The organism is Polyangium sp. 6x1 (assembly GCF_029946515.1).
Classification (GTDB): Bacteria; Myxococcota_A; Polyangia; order Polyangiales; family Polyangiaceae; genus Polyangium.
The window spans coordinates 589,714-608,586 of the sequence record NZ_JARZHH010000001.1 but is presented as its reverse complement, the minus strand read 5'-3'; the positions used below and the strand labels follow the sequence as shown (position 1 = coordinate 608,586).

The window sequence follows — 18,873 nt, the reverse complement described above, 5'->3', positions numbered from 1 at the left end:
GCCTCTCACCGCTCGCCGAGCCAGATCGCCGCGAACTCCATCACCCGCGCATTGTCGGGCACCTGCTCCAGGAAGCTCTGTCGCCAGCGCGGATCGCTGATCCGATCGGCCCGCTTGAGCAGCCTTCGCCGCGCCTCGGTGATCTGCTGGAGCGCCTCCACCTCGGCGCCGTTCACGCGGAGCGCGAGCGCGTACGTCCACTGGATCAGGCTCTCGCCTTCCTCGATCCCTTCGAGCCGACCGAGGATCTGCATCGCTTCCGAGGCCTTCTGGTACGCCTCCAGCACGTTGTTCCGGGCGATCGCGATCGCCGCGATGAGCGCGAGCGCGCAGGCCCGCGCCGCGGGCACGCCCTCGGAGACCTCCATCGCCTGCCGCGCCATCGTGAGCGCCTCGTCCGTGCGCCCCGCGAGCCGCAGGATGATCGAGAGGTAGCCCCGCACGAACCCCTCGCCGCGCCGGTTGCCCTGTCGCACGAGCAGCTCGAGCGCCGCCGTCTCCACGGCGATCGCCTCCGGCAGGTTCTCCATGTGCGCGAGCGCGTAGCCGAGGTTCGCGAGGAGCGACGAGACGAAGTCGAGCTGCATCGGCTCGGCGATCGCCTGCGCCTCCCGGAACGCCGCGACGGCGAGGGCATATGCGCCGAGCTGCAGGTACGCGTTGCCGATGTTGCAGCGCTGCAGGCAGGCGTTGCGCATGTCGCCCGCCGACGTGAAGTTCTCCACGGCCGACTCGATTCGCCGCACGTAGGCGATGAGATCGCCCCCGTGCAGCGCGATCTCCGCGCGCGCCACGTCGAGCCACGCGAGGACGAACGAGCTCACCACGCTGTGCCTTTGCGCGAGCCTCTGCGCGCCGGCGAAGACCTCGTGCGCGCGATCCGGCAGGCCCGCGCGCACGAGCGCGATGACGAGGCGCCCCGCCGTCACGATGTGCGCTTCGCTCGTCACGCCCTCGCGCGCGAGGGCCGCGAGCTCGTCGACGAACGCGCCGATCCGCGCGCCGTCGCCCATGCTGGCCGACGCGATCACGAGGTGCCCGAGCGCGGCGTGATACGCCGTGCTTCCTCGCGGCAGGCGCGTGATCGCCTCCTCCGCCGCGCGCCTCGCCTCGGCCATGTGCCCGAGCCAGCGATGGGCGATCGCCTGCACGAGCCGCATGCGCGCGATCGTCTCCGGCGTGCCCGACGCCTCGATCGCGCGCGCCGCGTTCGCCTCCGCGTCGCGCAGCGCGTTCACGCTGAGCGCGTCGAACGCGGCGCTCTCGTCGGCCGTCGGGGGCGCGCCGGGGAAGAGCGCGGCCGCGTCGCGCCACTCGATCTCCGAGCGCGGGACCGTGGCGATCCTCGTCGTCGCGAGGCTCGCGATCGCCTCGTCGAGCTCGGTCACCGTGTCCTCGTCGAGCACGAGATCGGCCGGATCGAGCTCGAGCACGTCCGCACCCGCGGCCTCGGGCGCCTCCGCCTCGTCGCGCGGCTCGGGCGCGACCTCGCCCTCGTCCTTGGGTCCTCGCGTCGGCGGGAGGACCACGCGGTGCGAGATGTTCTCGTAGGCGAAGACGAGTTTGTCTCGGAATGCCTGCATCGACGGGTAGCGGCCCTCGCGCGGCTGCACGAGCGCTCCCTGGACGACCTCCAGGAACGCGCCGGGGATGTCGTGGACGAGCATCGACAGGATCGGCGGCGCCTCCGTGACGATCTTGATCAGCACGGCCTGGTGCGTGGGGCCGTCGAAGGGGCGCCTCCCGGAGAGCAGCTCGAACAGGACCGCGCCGACGGACCAGACGTCGGCCCGCGCGTCGATCCCCGGATCTCCCTTCGCCTGCTCGGGCGCCATGTACTCGGGCGTGCCCATGACGACGCCGCTCAGCGTGAGCTTGCGGCCTGGATCGAGCGTATTGACGCGGGCGAGGCCGAAATCGATGAGCTTGGGGACGATCTCGCCGGACGGCGAGTCCGTGAGGACGATGTTCTCGGGCTTGATGTCGCGATGCACGATGCCCCGCCTGTGCGCGGCGACGAGCGCGCCCATGATCGGGACCATGATCGTCATCGCCTCGTGCTCGGTGAGCCGGCCGCGGGGCGCCAGGTATTCGCGCAGGCTTTCGCCTTCGAGCAGCTCCTGCACCATGTAGAACGTGCCGTCGCGGCGCTGCCCGACCTCGTGGATGGTGACGACGTTCGGGTGCTGGATCGCGGCGGTCGTCTGCGCTTCGCGGCGGAAGCGGGCGATCATGCCGGGGTCCCGGTCGAAGTTCGGGTGCATCAGCTTGATGGCGACGCGCCGCTCCACGAACATGTCCCAGGCCTCGAAGACGGTGCCCATCGAGCCTGCGGCGATGAGGCGCTGCAGCGTGAACTTGCCGGCGATCTGCATCCCCGGCTTGAACGTCGCCTTTTCGAGCTCCGCCGCGCGCGCCGCGCCCTCGTCGGCCCCCTCCTGGGACGGAGGGCCGACGCGCGGATCGTCTTTGCGGCGTTGCCAGAAGCGAAGCATGGGCGCGCCTCCTCAGCGAGCAGCCGTGAGGACACCGCGAGCGACGTTGGGTGTCAAGGTGGGCGGCCTTCGAGCATCACGTCGCCGCATCTGCAGCGGCGCGCGCTTCGTCTTCGCGCACGTACGCCACGATCGCGTCGAGCGTCGGCCGCTCGCGAGGCCCCACGATGCCCTGCTCCGGCGCGGCGTCCTCGGGGAAATCGCACGCATCGGTCCGGGTGTACGTTCTGCCGCGCAGGCCCCATTCCAGAAAAAACGTTATGCGCCGCGTAAAACTTCGGGTGCGCGCATAACGCTTCGACCATGGCTTCCTGCCGTTCACGAAATGAGACGGCCACGACGGTGGATCGAACGTCCCCACGCGCCGAGCTGTCCACGCCGGCCGATGGCCCTTGCGCGTGCCGCTGCCGTGCGCTACCACGCTCGGGCTCACGATCCTATCCGGCGAGCATGTGAGGGCATGGCCCCGCGTGCTTGCGTCCGAACGAAGGCAACCGGGAAGGCGTGGCGGTGCGCACCGTGATGAGTGTCGCGCCGCGGTGGAGCGGCCAGACGGGTCGTTTCACGCCCTTCCCGAACCCTGGCGGCTCGGCGGGAGGGGGCAAGCGACAAGCCACACCCTTCAGGGGTTCGGGCCGCGAGAGAGCATTTTCATCGTGACTTTTTCCGTTCCCGGGCGGCCCATGGCGGCCCCCGTCGAGGCGCCGCGTGTCGAGGGCACCGCGCCGATCGCTTCCGTTTCCATGGTCTCCGAGGCGCCGGGCGCCGCGTTCGTCGCGCTCGGCCTCGCGGCCCCGCTCGTGCGTGCCCTCGTGAAAGAGGGCTACGAGCGCCCCACGCCCATTCAATCGCAGTCCATCCCCGAGGCGCTCACCGGCCGTGATTTGCTCGGCTGCGCGCAGACCGGCACCGGCAAGACGGCGGCGTTCGTCCTGCCAATCCTCCAGCGGCTCTCGAAGACGCAGCGGCACGGCGGCATTCGCGCCCTCGTCCTCACGCCGACGCGCGAGCTCGCCGCGCAGATCGGCGAGCGCGTGACCGCGTACGGGCGTCACCTCGGCCTCCGCCACACCGTCATTTACGGCGGCGTCGGGCAACGGCCGCAGGAAGAGAACCTCGCGAAGGGACCCGACCTGCTCGTCGCGACGCCCGGCCGCCTGCTCGATCTGATGCAACAAGGGTTCGTGCGCCTCGATCGCGTGGAGGTCTTCGTCCTCGACGAGGCCGATCGGATGCTCGACATGGGCTTCATCCACGATGTGCGGCGCGTCGTCGCGGCGCTGCCCAAGCAAAGGCAGACGCTCTTCTTCTCGGCGACGATGCCCCGCGAGATCGCCGCGCTCGCCGATAACATCCTGGTCGACCCGGCGCGCGTCTCGGTCACGCCCGCGCGCGCGGCCGCCGACACGGTCGAGCAATCGATCTTCTTCGTCGAGAAGGCCGACAAGCGCGCATTGCTCGAGCGGCTCCTGCGCGCGTCGAGCGTCGAGCGCGCGCTCGTCTTCACCCGCACGAAGCACGGGGCGAACCGCATCTCCGAGCAGCTCGTGCGCGCCGGCATCGAGGCGCTCGCCATTCACGGCAACAAATCGCAGGGCGCCCGCGAGCGCGCCCTCGACAGGTTCCGCCGCGGCGTCACGCCCGTGCTCGTCGCCACGGACATCGCGGCGCGCGGCATCGACGTCGAGGGCGTCTCGCACGTCATCAATTACGATTTGCCGAACGTGCCCGAGAGCTACGTGCATCGCATCGGCCGCACGGGCCGCGCGGGCGCGACGGGCAGCGCCATTTCGTTCTGCGACCGCGAGGAGCGCGCGTTGCTTTCGGACATCGAAAAGCTGCTCCGCCGCCGCATTCCGGTGGCCGAGGGACAGGCGCCTCCCGCCCAGGAGACGCCCGCGGCGCGCCCCGAGCCGCGCCGGGCATTCGCGCCCGAGCCGCAGCGCCCCCGCGGACCGCGCCCGCCGCGTCCTCCGCGCGGCCGTCGGAGCTGAATTCCGACCATTGAGCGCGGGCCGCTCGCACGCTATCTTCGCGTGCATGGCCCGTGCTCCGACCAGGCGCCACTTCCTCCTCGCCGCGGGGGCCGTCCTCCCCGCGGCGACGTTCGCCCTGCTCGCGCGTGAGACCGACGCGCCCGCGCCCCTCGCCGCAGGGAGCGGGCTCGATCCCGACGCGCGCCCCGTGCGGCGGATCGTCACGGCGCAGCCCACGCGGGACGGCGCCGGCGTGCGGCTCTCGCGCGCGCTCGGGGGCCAGGCCCTGCCCGACCTCGATCCCTTCCTCCTCCTCGACGAGTTCCACACCGATCGCGCCGACGATTACATCGCGGGATTCCCCGATCATCCGCACCGTGGCTTCGAAACGGTCACGTACATGATCCACGGCGCGATGGAGCATCAGGACAGCGTCGGGAATCGGGGGCGCCTCGTCCCGGGCAGCGCACAATGGATGACCGCGGGCCGCGGCATCGTTCATTCCGAGATGCCCAAGCAGGAGCAGGGGCTCATGTGGGGCTTTCAGCTCTGGGTGAACCTCCCGGCCGCGCGGAAGATGACGAAGCCGCGGTATCAGGACATCCCGCCGTCGGCGATTCCCGAGGTCGATATCGCGGACGCCCGGGTGCGGGTGGTCGCCGGGGAGGCGGGGGGAAGGCGCGGTCCCGTGGACGGCGTCGTCGTCGCGCCGAGCATGCTCGACGTCACGCTGGCGGCGGGCGCGAGCTTCCGGCATTCCTTGCCGATCGAGCACAATGCATTCGTGTACGTCATCGACGGCGCCGCGCGGATCGGGCCCGAGGGCACGCCCGTCGCGCGGGGCGAGCTCGCCGTGCTCGGCGCGGGTCGATCGGCCGTCTCGACGAGCGCCACGGGAGCGCGCCTCTTGCTCCTCGCAGGACAGCCCATCGGCGAGCCCATCGCGCGCCGCGGGCCCTTCGTGATGAACACGGCCGAGGAGATCCGGCAGGCCTACGAGGATTATCGCTCGGGGCGCCTCGTGGGCGGCTGACGGTCTCATCGCATCTCGACCTCGATCGACGTGGGTTTGCCCCCGCGGACGATACGCACGTCGAGCCGGTCGGCGGCCTTCAATCGCGCGAACGCCTCCACCATCTTCGTCAAATCTCTCGTCTCGAATCCGTTGATGCTATCGAGCCGATCCCCATTCTGAAGCCCGAGCAGGCTGGGCAACGAGCCGGGACGGATTCCGCTGACCCGCATGCCCACGACCGTGTCGCCCTCGCGCGCCGGCGCCAAGCGCGCCGCGCCGAGGAGGTCCGGACGTTCGAGGATCGTATCGATGACCGAGCGATCGACCACGTAATGGTTGTCCGCGTCCTTGCGAATGCGATCAGCGAGTTCCGGGGGCACACGCGCGCCGGAGGCGGGCTTCGAGGGCGCGTCGCCGGGCTTCTTGCGCGCCACCGGGCCCTCGCGCCGCTCGTGCAAGGGGAGCTGACACCGCGCCTCTCCCTGCCGCAGCCATACCCGATCCCAGGCCATCGCGTGCACCGTGCGCCCGCCGATGTCGTCGCCGAGCCGCCGCAGCGAGGCCCTGCCGTCCGGCCCTGCAATGGCCGCGAACGACCAGAGCGCGTCGTCGGCCTCCGTGATGAGCAGGACTTTCGCCGCGTCGCAGATCGGATCGGCATAGGGATCTCCGAGCGGTTCGGGAGGCTTCGGGTCCCCGTCGTCCGGCGGGCCTTGGCGCGCGAGGGGGCCGGTGATCGAATCGAAGGGGTTGCGTCCAAGAATGGCCCCGCCATTTTTTCCGTCCTGCACCGCGGCCAGCGCGTTCCGCACCTTCGTTTGTGGCCTCGGCGAGAGCGGCTCGAAGGGCGGGCCCGTGAGGCTCGACGCGACGAGCCGTCCGAGCCCGGCGGCCTGAAAATAGGCGGCGAGACCCACGAGCAGGACCAGGACCGCGGGGAACCATTTTTTCGAGCGCGCGTCGAATCCCATGAAAAGGGGGAACAAGCGAGCCTCGTGCCAGCTTTCGAGCTCTGCAGATCCCCGCGGAAACGGCAGCAAGCCCGCGCGGACGGTCGACAAAATGGCCGGCGCGCTTCGGATCAGCGCGTCGCTTCTGTCAGCTTGGCACGCGACGCGTGGGCATCGAGGAACCGCGAGACCTCCGCGAGCACCTCGGGCGAGATGTCGCGCCCGATGTCGCCCGGCTTGATGCGCGTGGCGTCCGGCTGGGTGATGCAGTTCAGGGCGTGCGTGACGCAATCGAGCACGCGCACCCGGTGCGGGGCGCGCGACGCGCCGTCGAGCCACTTCGCCCAGCTCTCGATCTCCGAGGGCACGACGTTGTAATCATAGCTCCCGCCGAGCACGAGCAGCGGCCGATCGAGCTTCCTCGCGAGATCGGGAGCCCGTCTCGCGAGCTCGATCCACGATTCCCACAAGCCTGGCGGCTGGCCGAGGATCGGCCCGCCGAGGTGCGTGCCTCGCTCGATTTGCCGCAGCGCCTGCGCGGCGGCGAGCAATTCACGACCTTCCGCCTCGGCGCGCTCCGGCTGCCCGGCCATCGTGAACGACCAGCGGACGCGCTCGCTTTGCTGCTCCAGCACCACGGCCATCGTGTGAAAGGGCGGCGCCAGCATGACCCCGGCGCGCACCCGCGGCCTGTCCGACAGCAGCACGGGCACGAGCTCTCCGCCCTCGCTGTGCCCCGCGAAAAAGAGCCGATCGGGATCGACCTCGGGGCGCTCTGCCACCGCATCGAGCGCAGCCTCGGCGTCGAGCACGTATTCGGTCGTGGCGAACTCCACCTCGAGGAGGGCGTAGGGCACGGACGTGAAGCCGCCGTCCGCGCAATCGTTGAATGCGCCGCACGTGCGTTTGTCGTACCGATACACAGCGTACCCGCGGTCGGCGAGCGCGTCGGCGAGGCGCTGGTAGACGGGGATCTCGAAGCCGAAGCCGAGCCCGATCTGTCCACGCATCACGCCGTCGCGCGACATGGGCCCGCTGCCGTGCACGATGACCACGGCGGGCACGCGCGCCCCCTCCTCGCGCGCGGGCAGCGTCAACGTGCCTTCGAGGCGCCAGAGGCCGCGATCGAAGGAGACGGCCACTTCTTCTTTCGGCAGCCGCGGTCGAGCGTGCTCTGCAGCGGAGGGCGTGGGCGCGGCCTTGGGGCTCGTCGCGTGGGGGACCGCGGGCGGCGCCGACGCGCAGGCGCCGAGCAGCGACACGGCGAGCGGCAGCAACGCGAGACGCATGGGTTCCCTCCAGACAGCCGAGCCGCGCACGCCTTGGATGGTGACATCCCTGCGAGCGGGGTTCAATCCCGCAAAGGCGCGAGCGCGCCCGTGAGCGCGGCGATTTTCTCCTCGTCGGACCTGCCCGGCGGGAGCGCGATATCCGGCGCGATGCCCTCCACCTCGTTCGTCCCATCGGCGAGGAAGCGCGCGCAGTTCGGCATTCGCACCTCGAATCCGATCTCCCGCAGCGCGGTGCGGCCCCCGCCATTCACGTACCCGCATCCCGCGCCTGCCGTGCGGGCGCCGAGGATCGTGGCGGCGTGGTTGTCTTTGAGCCAGGCGACGAAATCCTCGGAGGCCGAGCCCGTGCCGCGATCCGCGAGGACGAACAGCGGGCCTTTCCAGACGCCTTTGCCTTCGAGCGTCGCCGTTCCGGGCCCGTCACCGAAGATCGAGCAAACCTTCTCGCCCTTCCAGATGGGCGTGCGATCGCAGCTCGGCTTGACGATCCTGGCCTCGCTCCGCCGCAACGTCCCGCTCGTGAACAGGGCGAGGGCCTCCGAGACCCACTCGGTGCCGCCGCCATTGCCGGTGAGATCGACGAGGAGCCGTCTGGCGCCGCGGTCACGCAGGGCTCCGATCGCCGTCTGCAAGGCCTCCTGAAGTCTGGCGCGGACCGCGAGCCGCAACGCGTCTTCATCCATTCCCGCTTTGAAGACGGCCTCGCAGGTGGCGAGGTACCTGTCCTCTCCGAAATGGGCGATACGAATCACGCCGAGCTCGCCGGCCACGCCGGCGGGGAAAGGGGCTTCATGCGTCGGCGCGAAGCCGGGCATTTTCTTGAAGGGAAAACGAAAATCGACAGGGCGCGCCTCGTACCCGGCCGCCGCGCAGCTCGCGACGGGCGCGGGAGGCGCTTCGGACGGCGAGGTATTTTCCGAAGGCGAGGGGCTCGCGTGGCCGGCGCCTCTCGTCAGCTTGAAATGGGGATCCTGAAACGTGCGAACGAAGCGCCGCAAAGCGAGGAAAGCCTGCACCCGCGTGAATGCGCCGCCGAGGGATGCGCGCGTGTCGCGATCGAGCTTCACGAGATCGACGCCGCGATGCTCGACCATCCAGTCGAGGTTTGCGTACTCCTTCGCCATCGCGACCTCGAGCGCGTCGAAATCGCGTTGCCACGCGCCGCGGTCGAACGTGACGACGTCCCAGCCGAGCAGCCCGAGCACGATGGAGAGCAATCCGATCCCGATCCAGCGAAAGACCCTCCGCCACGTCTTGCGGCTCGTCTTCGTCGACGTGGCACTTTCCCTTTGCGTGTCGCTCATGTGCGCGCGATTTCTACCGCATCCCGGCGGGCGATGCACCTTCCGAACACGCGCCGACGCGTGATATATCGTGCTCCATGAAGCTCAGCACGCTGCGTATCGCCGAGCCATGCCACGAGGACTGGCGAGCGATGACGGGCGACGAACGCGCGCGCCACTGCGAGCGCTCTGGGTGATGCCCTTGAAAGAGGCGAAGGCGCTCGTGGAATCGGCGCCGGTCGTGGTTCGCGCGTGGATCTCGCGCGAAGAGGCGCGCGCGATCGCCTCTGCGCTCACGACCGCGGGCGCGAGCGCTGAGGTGCGAAACGGTTCCTGAGCCTATTTCTTCGAGGGTTTCTTGCGCGCCTTCGCGGGGGCTTCTCGCGCGCCGAGGCCGCCGAGGATGAGGGACCAGACGCCCTCGAAGGCCGCGTCGATCCCCGGGTCGGACCATTCCGACGCGTGGATCGGTTTGTGGAAACGCACCGTCGCGTTGAATACCGCCCAGGCCGAGGCGAGTGGATCCTCGATGGAAAACTCGCCTTTCTCCACCCCATCGGTGAGGATCCGGGCGACTTGCGAAACGAGCGTATCGACGTGCGTGCGGACCACGTCCCTCGCGTCGGCGACGAGGTTCTGGTACGTGGCAAAGAGCTCGGGCTCGTCGCGCGCCTTGCTTCGTTTCAGCGCGATGAGCAGATCGAACCAGCGCCGCAGGCGCTCGGGGGCGGGGCCCTCCTCGGCCGCGACCTCCGCGAGCGGCTTCGACACGCGCGCGAGCCAGCGTTCCGCCACGGCGTCCCGCAATGCCGTCTTGCTCGGGAAATGCCGATACACGCTGCCATGACTGACGCCGAGCGCGCGGGCCACGTCGACGACCGTGGCCTTGGCGGGCCCGAAGCGGCGGAGGACCTCCTCGGCCGCTTCGAGGATGCGTTCGGCGGTGAGCGCCTCTTCGACCATGTCAATGCGCCTTGCGTTCGCTGTCGAGGTGCGCCATCTGGGCCGCGCCATACCGCTCGCCCGCGGCTGCGCCGGCCGGCACGGCGCGCTCGATGCGCGCGAGGTCGTCCGGCCCGAGGTCGATGGAAAGCGCGCTGAGAGCCTCGGTGAGGCGGTCACGCCGTCGCGCCCCGACGAGCGGCACGATGTCGCTCCCGCGCGAGAGCACCCACGCAATGGCGATCGGCGCGACGGTCGTGCCCTTCTCCTCCGCAATGCTGCGCAGCGCTTCGACGAGCGCGAGGTTCTTGTCGAGGTTCTCGGGCGCGAAGCGCGGGCTGTACTGGCGGAAATCGGTGGGCGCCATCGCGCGCTCCTTCGACCAGTGTCCGCTGATGAGGCCGCGGGAGAGCACGCCGTACGCGGTGATGGCAATGCCGAGCTCACGCGCGGTGGGGAGGATTTCGGCCTCGACGCTGCGCGAGATCAACGAATACTCGATCTGCAGGTCGCAGATGGGGTGCGTCGCGTGGGCGCGGCGCAGGGTGTCCGCGCCCGCCTCGGAGAGGCCGATGTGGCGGACGTAGCCGGCCTTCACCATATCGGCGATCGCGCCGACGGTGTCTTCGATCGGCACGGCCGGATCGACGCGGGCCAGGCGGTAGACGTCGACGTGATCGGTCCCGAGCCGGCGCAGCGAGTAGGCGAGGTAGTTCTTCACCGCGCCGGGGCGGCCGTCGAAGCCGACCCATCCGTTGCTCGGATCCCGCATCGCGCCGAACTTGACGCTGATCGTGACCTTGTCGCGCGCTCGCCCTTCGAGCGCCTCGCGGATGAGCATCTCGTTGTGGCCCATGCCGTAGAAGTCGCCCGTATCGAGCAGATCGATCCCCGCGTCGAGCGCTGCGTGAATCGTGGCAATGCTCTCGGCCCTGTCGGACGGGCCGTAGAGATCGGACATCCCCATGCACCCGAGGCCCAAGGCCGACACCCGAGGCCCCTTCGAACCAAGCGAACGCGTGATCATGTTGTTGGACTCCTGTGGCGGAAGCTGGATGAGAAGGAGTATCAGCGACGCACTGACAAAAGTCAACATCTGTCAGTCAACTTTTTTCCGACCATGGGAACTTGTGTGATGAAAAACAGATGACCGCTTCGGGACTTTCGAGCGGCGCGTCGCGCGTCCCGGTCGAACGCCGCTTCTTTCATGAATTCGATGCGATTGCGATTTCGAGCGAGCGGACCTGCCCGGCAGTCGATTCCGTGTCATGTCGAGACCGCAACGAGGGAGGGAACGATGTCGCAAACGAAGACCGCTCCGATCGACGAGAACGCAAAAATTCGCGATCTGGAGCCCGAACGCAAAGATTCGGCCGGTACATACCTGACGACCGATCAAGGGATCCGCGTCGACGATACCGACAACTCGCTCAAGGTCTCCGCGCGCGGCCCCACGCTCCTCGAGGACTTCCATTTTCGCGAGAAGATCACGCGATTCGATCACGAGCGTATCCCCGAGCGCGTGGTCCACGCCCGCGGCTCGGGGGCGCACGGGTATTTTCAGGTCTACGCGTCCCTGAAGGACCTCACCCGCGCGCGATTCCTCCAGGATCCCTCCGTGAAGACCCCGGTCTTCGTGCGGTTCTCGACGGTCGTCGGCTCCCGCGGCTCGGCCGATACGGTCCGCGACGTGCGGGGCTTCGCGACCAAGTTCTATACCGAAGAGGGCAACTTCGATCTCGTCGGCAACAACATCCCGGTCTTCTTCATCCAGGATGGAATCAAGTTCCCGGACGTGGTGCACGCCGTCAAACCGGAGCCCGACCGAGAGATCCCGCAGGCCTCGTCGGCGCACGACACGTTCTGGGATTTCGCGTCGCTCGTGCCCGAGACCACGCACATGCTGATGTGGATCCTCTCGGACCGCGCCATTCCCCGCAGCTTTCGCATGATGGAGGGCTTCGGCGTCCACACGTTCCGGCTCGTCAACGACCAAGGAAAGTCGCGCTTCGTGAAATTTCACTGGAAGCCGCTCCTCGGCGTGCACTCGCTCGTCTGGGACGAGGCCCAGAAGATCTCCGGTAAAGATCCCGACTTCCATCGCCGTGATCTCTGGGACGCCATCGAGAAGGGCGCTTACCCCGAGTACGAGCTCTGCTTGCAGATCATCGAGGAGGACGAGGCGGACAGCTTCGATTTCGATCTGCTCGATCCGACGAAGATCGTCCCCGAGGAGCTCGTGCCCGTGCGTCGCGTCGGCAAGCTCGTCTTGAACCGGAACCCCGACAACTTCTTCGCCGAGACCGAGCAGGTGGCGTTTTGCGTGCAGAACGTCGTCCCCGGAATCGATTTCACCGACGACCCGCTGATGCAGGCGCGCCTCTTCTCCTACCTCGACACCCAGCTCACGCGTCTCGGCGGGCCGAATTTCGCGCAGATCCCGATCAACCGGCCCGTCGCGCGCGTCGACAACCACCAGACGGACGGCTTCCACCAGCACCGCATCCCGAAGGGGCGCGCGCATTACACGCCGAACTCGCTCGGCGGCGGCTGCCCGATGGTCGCGGGCCCCGGCGCGGGGGCGTTCACGCATTATCCGGAAAAACTCGCCGGCGTGAAGCAGCGCGCGCGGAGCGAGAGCTTCGGGGACCATTTCAGCCAGGCCACGCTGTTCTGGAAGAGCATGTCCACGCCCGAAAAGGAGCACCTCGTGAAGGCCGCCGTCTTCGAGCTCGGCAAGTGCGAGAGCAGAGTGATCCGCGAGCGGATGGTCGAGCGATTCACGCGCGTCGACGCCGCCTTCGGCCAGACCGTCGCCGCCGGGCTCGGGCTCACGGCGCCCGCGGGCGTGGGCGCGACGGTGAAGAAGGTCGCGCAGGCCGTCGCGCAGAAGCTCGGGACGAAGCGCACGGTGAGCGAGTCGCCCGCGCTCAGCATGGAGAACACCGTGAAGAATTCGATCCGCACGCGCCGGATCGCCGTCCTCGCGGAGAAGGGCGTGAGCCTCGCGGAGCTCTCGGCGGTGCGCAATGCGCTCGTCGCGGAGGGCGCCGAGGTGCACGTGATCTCGTCGAAGCTCGGCACGATCGAGGCCGCGGAGGGCGTCCACGTCGAGGTCGATCGGGCGAGCCTCCACGTCAGCTCCGTTCTTTACGACGCGGTCTTCGTGCCCGGCGGGGCGGCGAGCGTCGAGGCAATGAAGAAGCTCGGCGATCCGATCCATTTCATCAACGAGGCGTTCCGGCACAACAAACCCATCGGCGCGACGGGCGAGGGCGTGGAGCTGCTCCTCGCGTCCAGCATCAAGGGCGTGACCGTGGCGAGCGCGCAGGCGGCAGGACAAACCTTCCAGGCCGAAGGCGTGGTGACGGTGCGCGGCGCGAGCGACCTCACGGCCTTCATCCAGGAGCTCGTGAAGGCGATCGCGCAGCACCGGCACTGGAACCGCGCCGAGAAGGAGGCTGTGCCGGCCTGAGCCTCGGGGCGGCCCGAAAACGCGTTCCTCCGCGCGAACGCATCCGGTTTCTCGATCCGTCGCGCGCGCCTGTGGCAGAGTGCCGCCTCCCGGCGCGCGCGCCGACAAAGGACGGAGACGGAGATGAAGAAAGTCGCGGTTGCCTTCGTGATGATGGGTGGGATGTTGCTCGCCGCCGCTTGCAGCAAGGAAGAAAAGGCCGAGACCAAGTCGACGGAGGCCACGGGAGCGGCCGCGCCGGCGGCGGAGTCGATTGGCGTCCCCGAGTGTGACGCCTACTTCAAGAAGGTCGCCGAATGCATGGGCAAGAAGCCCGAGCTCAAGCCCATGCTCGAGCCGGCGATGAAGCAGAGCGCCCAGGCCTGGAAGCCGCTCGCGGCGAACCCGGCCACGCGCGACGGGCTCATCAAGGGCTGCACCGCGGCCGTCGAGCAGCTCCAGAAGCAGTGTAACTGAAGGTCGTTCGTGGGCGCCGGCGTCCGCGTCGGCGCTGCGCGGCCTAGAGCGCGATGGCCATGGCCATCTCCGGCGTGGGCGTGAGGATCTCGCAGCCCTTCCGCGTCACCACCACCGTATGCTCGAATTGCGCCGAGAGCGAGCCGTCCTCGGTGACCACGGTCCATCCGTCGTCGAGCTGCCGCACCGCCGCGCCTCCGAGGTTCACCATCGGCTCGATCGTGAAGACCATTCCCGCGCGGAGCCGGAGCCCCGAGCCGCGCCGGCCGACGTGGCTCACGTGCGGCGCGGCGTGCATGACGCGGCCGATGCCGTGCCCGCCGTATTCGCGCACCACCGAGCACCCCTCCCGGCGCGCGAGCTCGTCGATCGCCGCGCCGATGTCGCCGAGCCGCGCGCCGTCGTGCACCTCCGCGATTCCGGCGTCGCGGCATCGACGCGCGACCTCGACGACGTGCTTCGCCTCCGGCGACGGGCGACCCACGAAAAACGTCGCCGACGTGTCGCCGTGATATCCGCCGAGCTCGGTCGTGACGTCGACATTGACGATGTCGCCGTCGGCGAGGACCTCGGCGGCGGTCGGGATGCCGTGACAAACCACGTGGTTGCGGCTCACGCATACCGACGCGGGAAAGCCGTGGTAGCCGAGCTGGCTCGGACGTCCGCCGCGGCGCGCGGTATCTTCGCGCACCCATTGATCGATCTGGTCGGCGCGCACGCCGGGGGCGAGGCGCGCGGCCACGGTGGCCAGGGTCGCGGCGGCGGCGCGGCCTGCCTGGCGCAGGGCTTCGACGGACCGGGGCGTGTGAATCTCGATGGAGGCCATGGTGCGGGCGAGGATGCCGGCCTCGGCGCGCGAGATCCAATACCGTTTCGATATGGCTCGCGCGGAGGGCTTGGATCCCGACCCGCGTCGTGGTAACGATCACCTGCATGAGCCTTGCGCAGCTCAAGTACTTCGTGGCGGTGGCCGAGGAAGGGAACGTGACCCGCGCGGCGACGCGCCTCCGGATTGCGCAGCCGCCGCTCACCCGGCAGATCCGCAGCCTGGAGGACGAGCTCGGCGTCCCTCTCTTCGAGCGGACGGCGCGCGGCGTGCGCCTCTTGCCGTCGGGCGAGACGATGCTCGCGCATGCGCGCGCGATTCTCGCGCAGGTCGACGCGGCCGTGGTGGCCGTGCAGGCGGGCGTCCCGGCGCTCTCCGAGACGCCCGTCCTGGATCGGTCGCGCTGACGTTCAGCCGGTCGAGACCCGCTTGAACGCCGGCCGCTCCATACAGCGGCCCACCCACGCCCCGAGCTTCGGCCACGGGCTGAGATCGGACACGATCACCATCTGGTACCACCAGAGATCGGCGGCGATGACCGCGTCCGCCAGCGTGAACGTGTCGCCGGTCAGGTAAGGTTTGTCCGCGAGCTCGGCGTCGAGCAGGCCGAGCAACCCTTCGAACTCCTTGCGCGCGCTCTCGGCCTGCGCCGCATTCTTTTGATCGTCGGGGATCTCCTTCGAGGTGTTGTACATGACCCGCGTCCCGGCATTGAGGAGCGAAGCCGCGGCCCATACCGTCCAAGACATCGCGCGCCCGTGCGCGTGCGTGCCGGCCTTCGGCCAGAGGCCCTTTTCCACGCCGTATTTCTGGCCGAGGTGGATGTTGATGGCGGCGGACTCGAAATACGGCACTCCGTCGTCGACGATCGTGGGGACCTTGCCGTTCGGGTTCAGCTTCAGGAAATCGGGCTTCTTTTGATCACCCGCCTTCAGATCCACCCGCACCCCGTCGTACGGGATGCCGAGCTCTTCGAGCGCCCAATGGATGCGAACCGCGCTGGAGTAGGGCGAAAAATAAAACGTGATGGCCATGTGATGGGTACCTCCCTGGGCTCGCTGTTTGGCATGAACGGACGCCGGGCACAAGAGGCTAGCTGCCTTGACGCCCGCCGGCAGTTCGGTTCCCATCGTCTTGTCATGCTTCGTCTGGCTTCCGCGTCAGGGTTCGTCTCGACCATCCTCTGGGTCGCCGCGTGCAACAAGGAAAATCCCGGCGTGGAGGCCGATCCGAGCGTCTTCGCCGCGCCGGGCGGGACGGTGATCGTCGTGTCGGGCGTCGGCCCCATGCGGTGCACGCCCATAGGAAGCGCGACGGCAATGCCCTCGGCGCTCCCGCTCGACCTCCCGCGTGCGTCCAGCGCGGACGTGCAGATCGTCTTCTCCGTGGAGCTCCACGCGAACGGCGAGACGTTCGTGGATCAACGGAAGATGCAGGACGACGCAGCCTTGCTCGCGGCCGCCCGCGAGGCCCGTGCCAAAGACGACGACGTGCGCGCCGTGATCCGGGCCGATGGCGACGTGCCGCATCGGCGGGTCATTCGTACGCTCGATCTTTTGAAGCAAGCAGGTTTGTCCAAGATTGCTTTCGGGGTGACCCCGACGCCGGTGGGCGGAACACCTTAGGGGGCCGTGCCATGTCGTTTCATGTCCCGTTTCCTTCGAATCCGGATACGCCCGCGCAGGAGCGCCTCCCCGCGCTGCACACGCGCCTCCTCGAGCACGATTTCGTGGTTCTCCACCGGTTCGCGTGGGGCGCGCCGAATGATTTCTGCGTGAGCAGCCGGCTCGCGGTGCAGTACGCCCACCGGTACAAGGAATTCTGGTCACCGCTCTACTGGGTCGAGCAAGGCGCAGATCCGACCGCGTGTTTCACGCTCCTCGCCGAACAGCTCCATCTCGCGGGGCCGGGGGTCTCTCGCGCCGCCAAGCTGCGCGCCCTCGGGGACCACCTGCGACAGCAACGCGAGGCATTGCTCATCGTCGACAACGTGGACGACCCTCACAAGCTCCGCGCCGAGGTCGACGCGCTCCTCGGGCGCACGCGCTTTTCGACGCACGTGCTCGTCGTCACGCGGGCGCCCGATCCCAAGGATCCCGCGCGCGCGGACGAGGGTCCCCGTGCCCTCCGGCGCCGCTGGGATGCGCTCGAGAGCGTTCATGCGCGGCGCCTCTTGCAGGCGGCGGCGCTCCTCGAACCGAGGAGCACATGGCCGCGCGAGCTCTTCGAGGCGCTGCTCGGCCTCAAGCCCTCCGAGGTCGTCGACGCGCTCGATGCGGCGAGCGCCCTCGGCCTCGTCGAGCGATTCACGGCGCGTTTGTCCCGGCTCCCTCCCGCCGTGCTCGGGTTCGTCCCGACGACCCTCGACGACCTGCCGGGCCTCGCCGGATCCCTCGCGGAGCAGATCAGCCCCAAGCTCCTCGATCCCCCGCAGCTCGTGGCGGAAATGCAGCGGCGCGGGCCTTATGACGTGCTCGGGGATCTGCGCGCCGCCTTGCGCCTCTGCGCGCTCGCCGAGGACGAAGGCCGGACCGTCGCGTTCGCCTCGCTCCTCGCCGCGCTCGAGCCCGTCGCGGGCGTCTTGCGACACGGCGAGGCGGAGTTCGTCCCGCAGCACCTCCTGCAGATGATCCGCAATGGTTGCCTGCGCCCCGAGCTCGGGGATTTGCGCGGACGCGCGGAGGCGATCCTCGGCGCAGGGATGGAGCTGCCGCACCTGCGCGAGCGATTCGATCCGTCGACGCTCTCCTCGGGATCACGGGGCGCTGTGGATCTCGTCGCGGCGGGGGCCCGGCTCGCGCTCACCGCGCGCCGCGGCGCGTGGGCGAGGGAGCCCTCGATCGATGTCTGGGACGTGAAGACGGGCGAGGTTGTCTGGACGCTCCATTGGCAGGCCATGCAGATCACGGCCCTCGGGATCACGGCCGACGATCGCTTCGCCGTGGCCTTGTCGAACGACGCGCTCGCCATCTGGGAGATCCCCGAGGGAGAGCCCGTCGCGGAGATCCGCTTCGCGCATGAGCCGCGCGTGCTCGCCGTGGCGGGCGGGCGGCTGCTCGTCGGCCTGCGGGGAGGCACGGCGGCCGTCATCGACGTCGAGGGCAAGCTCCTCCACGAAATCGTGGCCCACGAGGGCGACGTGTGCGCGGTGGCGATGACCCCGGACGGCAAGCTCGGCTTTTCTGCGTCGGACGACGGAATGCTCAAGGTATGGGACCTCGAAACGGGAACGCTCGCGCGTACGCTCGCGGGCGATCCGGGGCCCGTGCGCGCGCTCGTCCTGACGGCGGACGAGGAGCGGATCATCGTGGTGCCGGCCTCCGATACGTTGTTGCTCGCCGATTTGCAGGGCCGCGACCCCATCTTCGCTCTGCATTCCCACCGCGGCCTGCAGAGCGTCGCTTGCCCGCCCTGGCGCAACGCCGTCGTCTCCGTGGGCGGGGACGGCACGCTTCAGATCTGGTCGCTCCCGCCCGTGGGAGGCCGAGGCAATGCCCCGCTCCACATCCTACCGTGGAGTGCGCCCATGCTTTGCTGCTCCGCGATATCGAGCCAGCGGACGTTCGTCGCGGGGGACGGAGAGGGCGGCGTGCACCTCGTCGATTGGTACACGGGCGTGCCGCTCGGCGCCGTGGAGAACCTGGCCGCCGAGCGCCGTCGGATGCTGGCGCAGCCCATTCCACCCCCATCACCACCGCCGCCCCCGCCGCCCCCGCCGCGGGACGGGAAGCGGATGAAGGAATGGCTCGAGGAGAATGCGGCTGCCTGGGTGCGCGGGGGTTGCAAGAACGAGGATTTGCTCGAACCCTGGGACGTCGTGATCGCGGGCGCCTGGAACATCAGCGACGGCGGACGGCGCGAGGGGCTGTCCGACGACGCGAAGGAGCTCATCAAAAAGAGCTTCGAGGCCGATGAAGGTCATTATTACGGCATCCTCGAATCGCGCAGCTCTTGTTCTCGCTGCGGCGAGCGTTACCGGGTCGAGAACCTGAGCCTTTGCACGCATTGCGCGGCCGAGTATTGTCATCGTTGTACCGAGGACGCTCCCCGGCACGACAATGGCAACCGCCGCTGCGGCTGCAAGTGGAGCGGGGAGATCGTGGGCTGATCCCGGACGTCCCGGAAAAAACGCCACGGCTCGCTTGACACCTACGAAGAACTTC

Annotated in this window: 17 protein-coding genes; 8 read left to right on the top strand and 9 right to left on the bottom strand. The window is 69.0% G+C overall.

The genetic code is table 11. The features are described 5' to 3' along the window. Positions 1-5: 5 nt before the first annotated feature. Positions 6-2,495: a serine/threonine-protein kinase gene (locus QHF85_RS02420; RefSeq protein WP_281325381.1), complete on the bottom strand. Its 2,490-nt coding sequence runs from the start codon at positions 2,493-2,495 to the stop codon at positions 6-8. A gap of 76 nt (positions 2,496-2,571) precedes the next feature. After that, positions 2,572-2,928 carry a hypothetical protein gene (locus QHF85_RS02415; RefSeq protein ID WP_281325380.1) on the bottom strand — a complete coding sequence of 119 codons (357 nt, stop codon included), beginning with the start codon at positions 2,926-2,928 and terminating at the stop codon, positions 2,572-2,574. Positions 2,929-3,151: 223 nt separating this feature from the next. On the opposite strand from QHF85_RS02415, the gene QHF85_RS02410 reads away from it, so the two are divergent. Beyond that, the gene (locus QHF85_RS02410) at positions 3,152-4,489 is read left to right on the top strand and encodes a DEAD/DEAH box helicase (protein WP_281325379.1); all 1,338 of its coding nucleotides are present in this window, start codon (positions 3,152-3,154) and stop codon (positions 4,487-4,489) included. A 46-nt stretch (positions 4,490-4,535) separates the two neighbouring features. After that, entirely contained in the window at positions 4,536-5,504 is a 969-nt protein-coding gene (locus QHF85_RS02405) for a pirin family protein (RefSeq protein ID WP_281325378.1), read from the top strand. 5 nt (positions 5,505-5,509) lie between these two features. Here QHF85_RS02405 and gspC read toward each other — a convergent pair whose 3' ends face one another. The 3 genes from gspC to QHF85_RS02390 all read right to left on the bottom strand — a co-directional run bounded on the left by gspC (position 5,510) and on the right by QHF85_RS02390 (position 9,032). After that, a complete protein-coding gene (gene gspC / locus QHF85_RS02400) occupies positions 5,510-6,472 on the bottom strand; it encodes a type II secretion system protein GspC (protein ID WP_281325377.1) in 963 nt (320 codons plus the stop codon). A gap of 95 nt (positions 6,473-6,567) precedes the next feature. Beyond that, entirely contained in the window at positions 6,568-7,725 is a 1,158-nt protein-coding gene (locus QHF85_RS02395) for an alpha/beta hydrolase (protein WP_281325376.1), read from the bottom strand. 62 nt (positions 7,726-7,787) lie between these two features. Then, positions 7,788-9,032, bottom strand: a complete 1,245-nt coding sequence (locus tag QHF85_RS02390) for a S41 family peptidase (RefSeq protein WP_281325375.1) — start codon at positions 9,030-9,032, stop codon at positions 7,788-7,790. Between the two features lie 175 nt (positions 9,033-9,207). Between QHF85_RS02390 and QHF85_RS02385 the strand changes: the two genes are divergently transcribed. Continuing rightward, positions 9,208-9,348 carry a ribosomal protein L7/L12 gene (locus tag QHF85_RS02385; RefSeq protein ID WP_281325374.1) on the top strand — a complete coding sequence of 47 codons (141 nt, stop codon included), beginning with the start codon at positions 9,208-9,210 and terminating at the stop codon, positions 9,346-9,348. Between the two features lie 2 nt (positions 9,349-9,350). Here the strand turns inward: QHF85_RS02385 and QHF85_RS02380 are convergent, their stop codons facing one another. Both QHF85_RS02380 and QHF85_RS02375 read right to left on the bottom strand, forming a co-directional pair. Beyond that, positions 9,351-9,974, bottom strand: a complete 624-nt coding sequence (locus tag QHF85_RS02380) for a TetR family transcriptional regulator (protein ID WP_281325373.1) — start codon at positions 9,972-9,974, stop codon at positions 9,351-9,353. A 1-nt stretch (position 9,975) separates the two neighbouring features. Further along, positions 9,976-10,980, bottom strand: coding sequence for an aldo/keto reductase (locus tag QHF85_RS02375; RefSeq protein ID WP_348652707.1), 1,005 nt, complete (start codon positions 10,978-10,980; stop codon positions 9,976-9,978). 270 nt (positions 10,981-11,250) lie between these two features. On the opposite strand from QHF85_RS02375, the gene QHF85_RS02370 reads away from it, so the two are divergent. Both QHF85_RS02370 and QHF85_RS02365 read left to right on the top strand, forming a co-directional pair. Beyond that, positions 11,251-13,428: a catalase gene (locus QHF85_RS02370; protein WP_281325371.1), complete on the top strand. Its 2,178-nt coding sequence runs from the start codon at positions 11,251-11,253 to the stop codon at positions 13,426-13,428. A 123-nt stretch (positions 13,429-13,551) separates the two neighbouring features. After that, on the top strand, positions 13,552-13,884 hold the full coding sequence (locus QHF85_RS02365; RefSeq protein ID WP_281325370.1) for a hypothetical protein: 333 nt from the start codon (positions 13,552-13,554) through the stop codon (positions 13,882-13,884). A gap of 43 nt (positions 13,885-13,927) precedes the next feature. Here the strand turns inward: QHF85_RS02365 and map are convergent, their stop codons facing one another. Further along, complete coding sequence (map, locus tag QHF85_RS02360; protein ID WP_281325369.1) at positions 13,928-14,710, bottom strand: type I methionyl aminopeptidase; 783 nt, start codon at positions 14,708-14,710, stop codon at positions 13,928-13,930. Between the two features lie 107 nt (positions 14,711-14,817). On the opposite strand from map, the gene QHF85_RS02355 reads away from it, so the two are divergent. Next, entirely contained in the window at positions 14,818-15,117 is a 300-nt protein-coding gene (locus tag QHF85_RS02355) for a LysR family transcriptional regulator (RefSeq protein ID WP_281325368.1), read from the top strand. A gap of 3 nt (positions 15,118-15,120) precedes the next feature. Here QHF85_RS02355 and QHF85_RS02350 read toward each other — a convergent pair whose 3' ends face one another. After that, entirely contained in the window at positions 15,121-15,744 is a 624-nt protein-coding gene (locus tag QHF85_RS02350) for a glutathione S-transferase family protein (protein ID WP_281325367.1), read from the bottom strand. A gap of 105 nt (positions 15,745-15,849) precedes the next feature. On the opposite strand from QHF85_RS02350, the gene QHF85_RS02345 reads away from it, so the two are divergent. Together QHF85_RS02345 and QHF85_RS02340 are read left to right on the top strand one after the other, a co-directional pair. Further along, positions 15,850-16,335, top strand: a complete 486-nt coding sequence (locus QHF85_RS02345) for a biopolymer transporter ExbD (protein ID WP_281325366.1) — start codon at positions 15,850-15,852, stop codon at positions 16,333-16,335. Between the two features lie 11 nt (positions 16,336-16,346). Continuing rightward, the gene (locus QHF85_RS02340) at positions 16,347-18,818 is read left to right on the top strand and encodes a hypothetical protein (RefSeq protein ID WP_281325365.1); all 2,472 of its coding nucleotides are present in this window, start codon (positions 16,347-16,349) and stop codon (positions 18,816-18,818) included. The last annotated feature ends 55 nt before the right edge of the window (positions 18,819-18,873 follow it).

Excerpts from the sequence above, each read along its gene's own strand:
- QHF85_RS02375 (WP_348652707.1), bottom strand. The coding sequence starts at position 10,980 with ATGATCACGCGTTCGCTTGGTTCGAAGGGGCCTCGGGTGTCGGCCTTG.
- QHF85_RS02345 (WP_281325366.1), top strand. The coding sequence starts at position 15,850 with ATGCTTCGTCTGGCTTCCGCGTCAGGGTTCGTCTCGACCATCCTCTGG.
- QHF85_RS02385 (WP_281325374.1), top strand. The coding sequence starts at position 9,208 with ATGCCCTTGAAAGAGGCGAAGGCGCTCGTGGAATCGGCGCCGGTCGTG.
- QHF85_RS02370 (WP_281325371.1), top strand. The coding sequence starts at position 11,251 with ATGTCGCAAACGAAGACCGCTCCGATCGACGAGAACGCAAAAATTCGC.
- QHF85_RS02340 (WP_281325365.1), top strand. The coding sequence starts at position 16,347 with ATGTCGTTTCATGTCCCGTTTCCTTCGAATCCGGATACGCCCGCGCAG.
- QHF85_RS02355 (WP_281325368.1), top strand. The coding sequence starts at position 14,818 with ATGAGCCTTGCGCAGCTCAAGTACTTCGTGGCGGTGGCCGAGGAAGGG.
- QHF85_RS02390 (WP_281325375.1), bottom strand. The coding sequence starts at position 9,032 with ATGAGCGACACGCAAAGGGAAAGTGCCACGTCGACGAAGACGAGCCGC.
- QHF85_RS02395 (WP_281325376.1), bottom strand. The coding sequence starts at position 7,725 with ATGCGTCTCGCGTTGCTGCCGCTCGCCGTGTCGCTGCTCGGCGCCTGC.
- QHF85_RS02380 (WP_281325373.1), bottom strand. The coding sequence starts at position 9,974 with ATGGTCGAAGAGGCGCTCACCGCCGAACGCATCCTCGAAGCGGCCGAG.
- QHF85_RS02420 (WP_281325381.1), bottom strand. The coding sequence starts at position 2,495 with ATGCTTCGCTTCTGGCAACGCCGCAAAGACGATCCGCGCGTCGGCCCT.
- QHF85_RS02365 (WP_281325370.1), top strand. The coding sequence starts at position 13,552 with ATGAAGAAAGTCGCGGTTGCCTTCGTGATGATGGGTGGGATGTTGCTC.
- QHF85_RS02350 (WP_281325367.1), bottom strand. The coding sequence starts at position 15,744 with ATGGCCATCACGTTTTATTTTTCGCCCTACTCCAGCGCGGTTCGCATC.
- map (WP_281325369.1), bottom strand. The coding sequence starts at position 14,710 with ATGGCCTCCATCGAGATTCACACGCCCCGGTCCGTCGAAGCCCTGCGC.
- QHF85_RS02405 (WP_281325378.1), top strand. The coding sequence starts at position 4,536 with ATGGCCCGTGCTCCGACCAGGCGCCACTTCCTCCTCGCCGCGGGGGCC.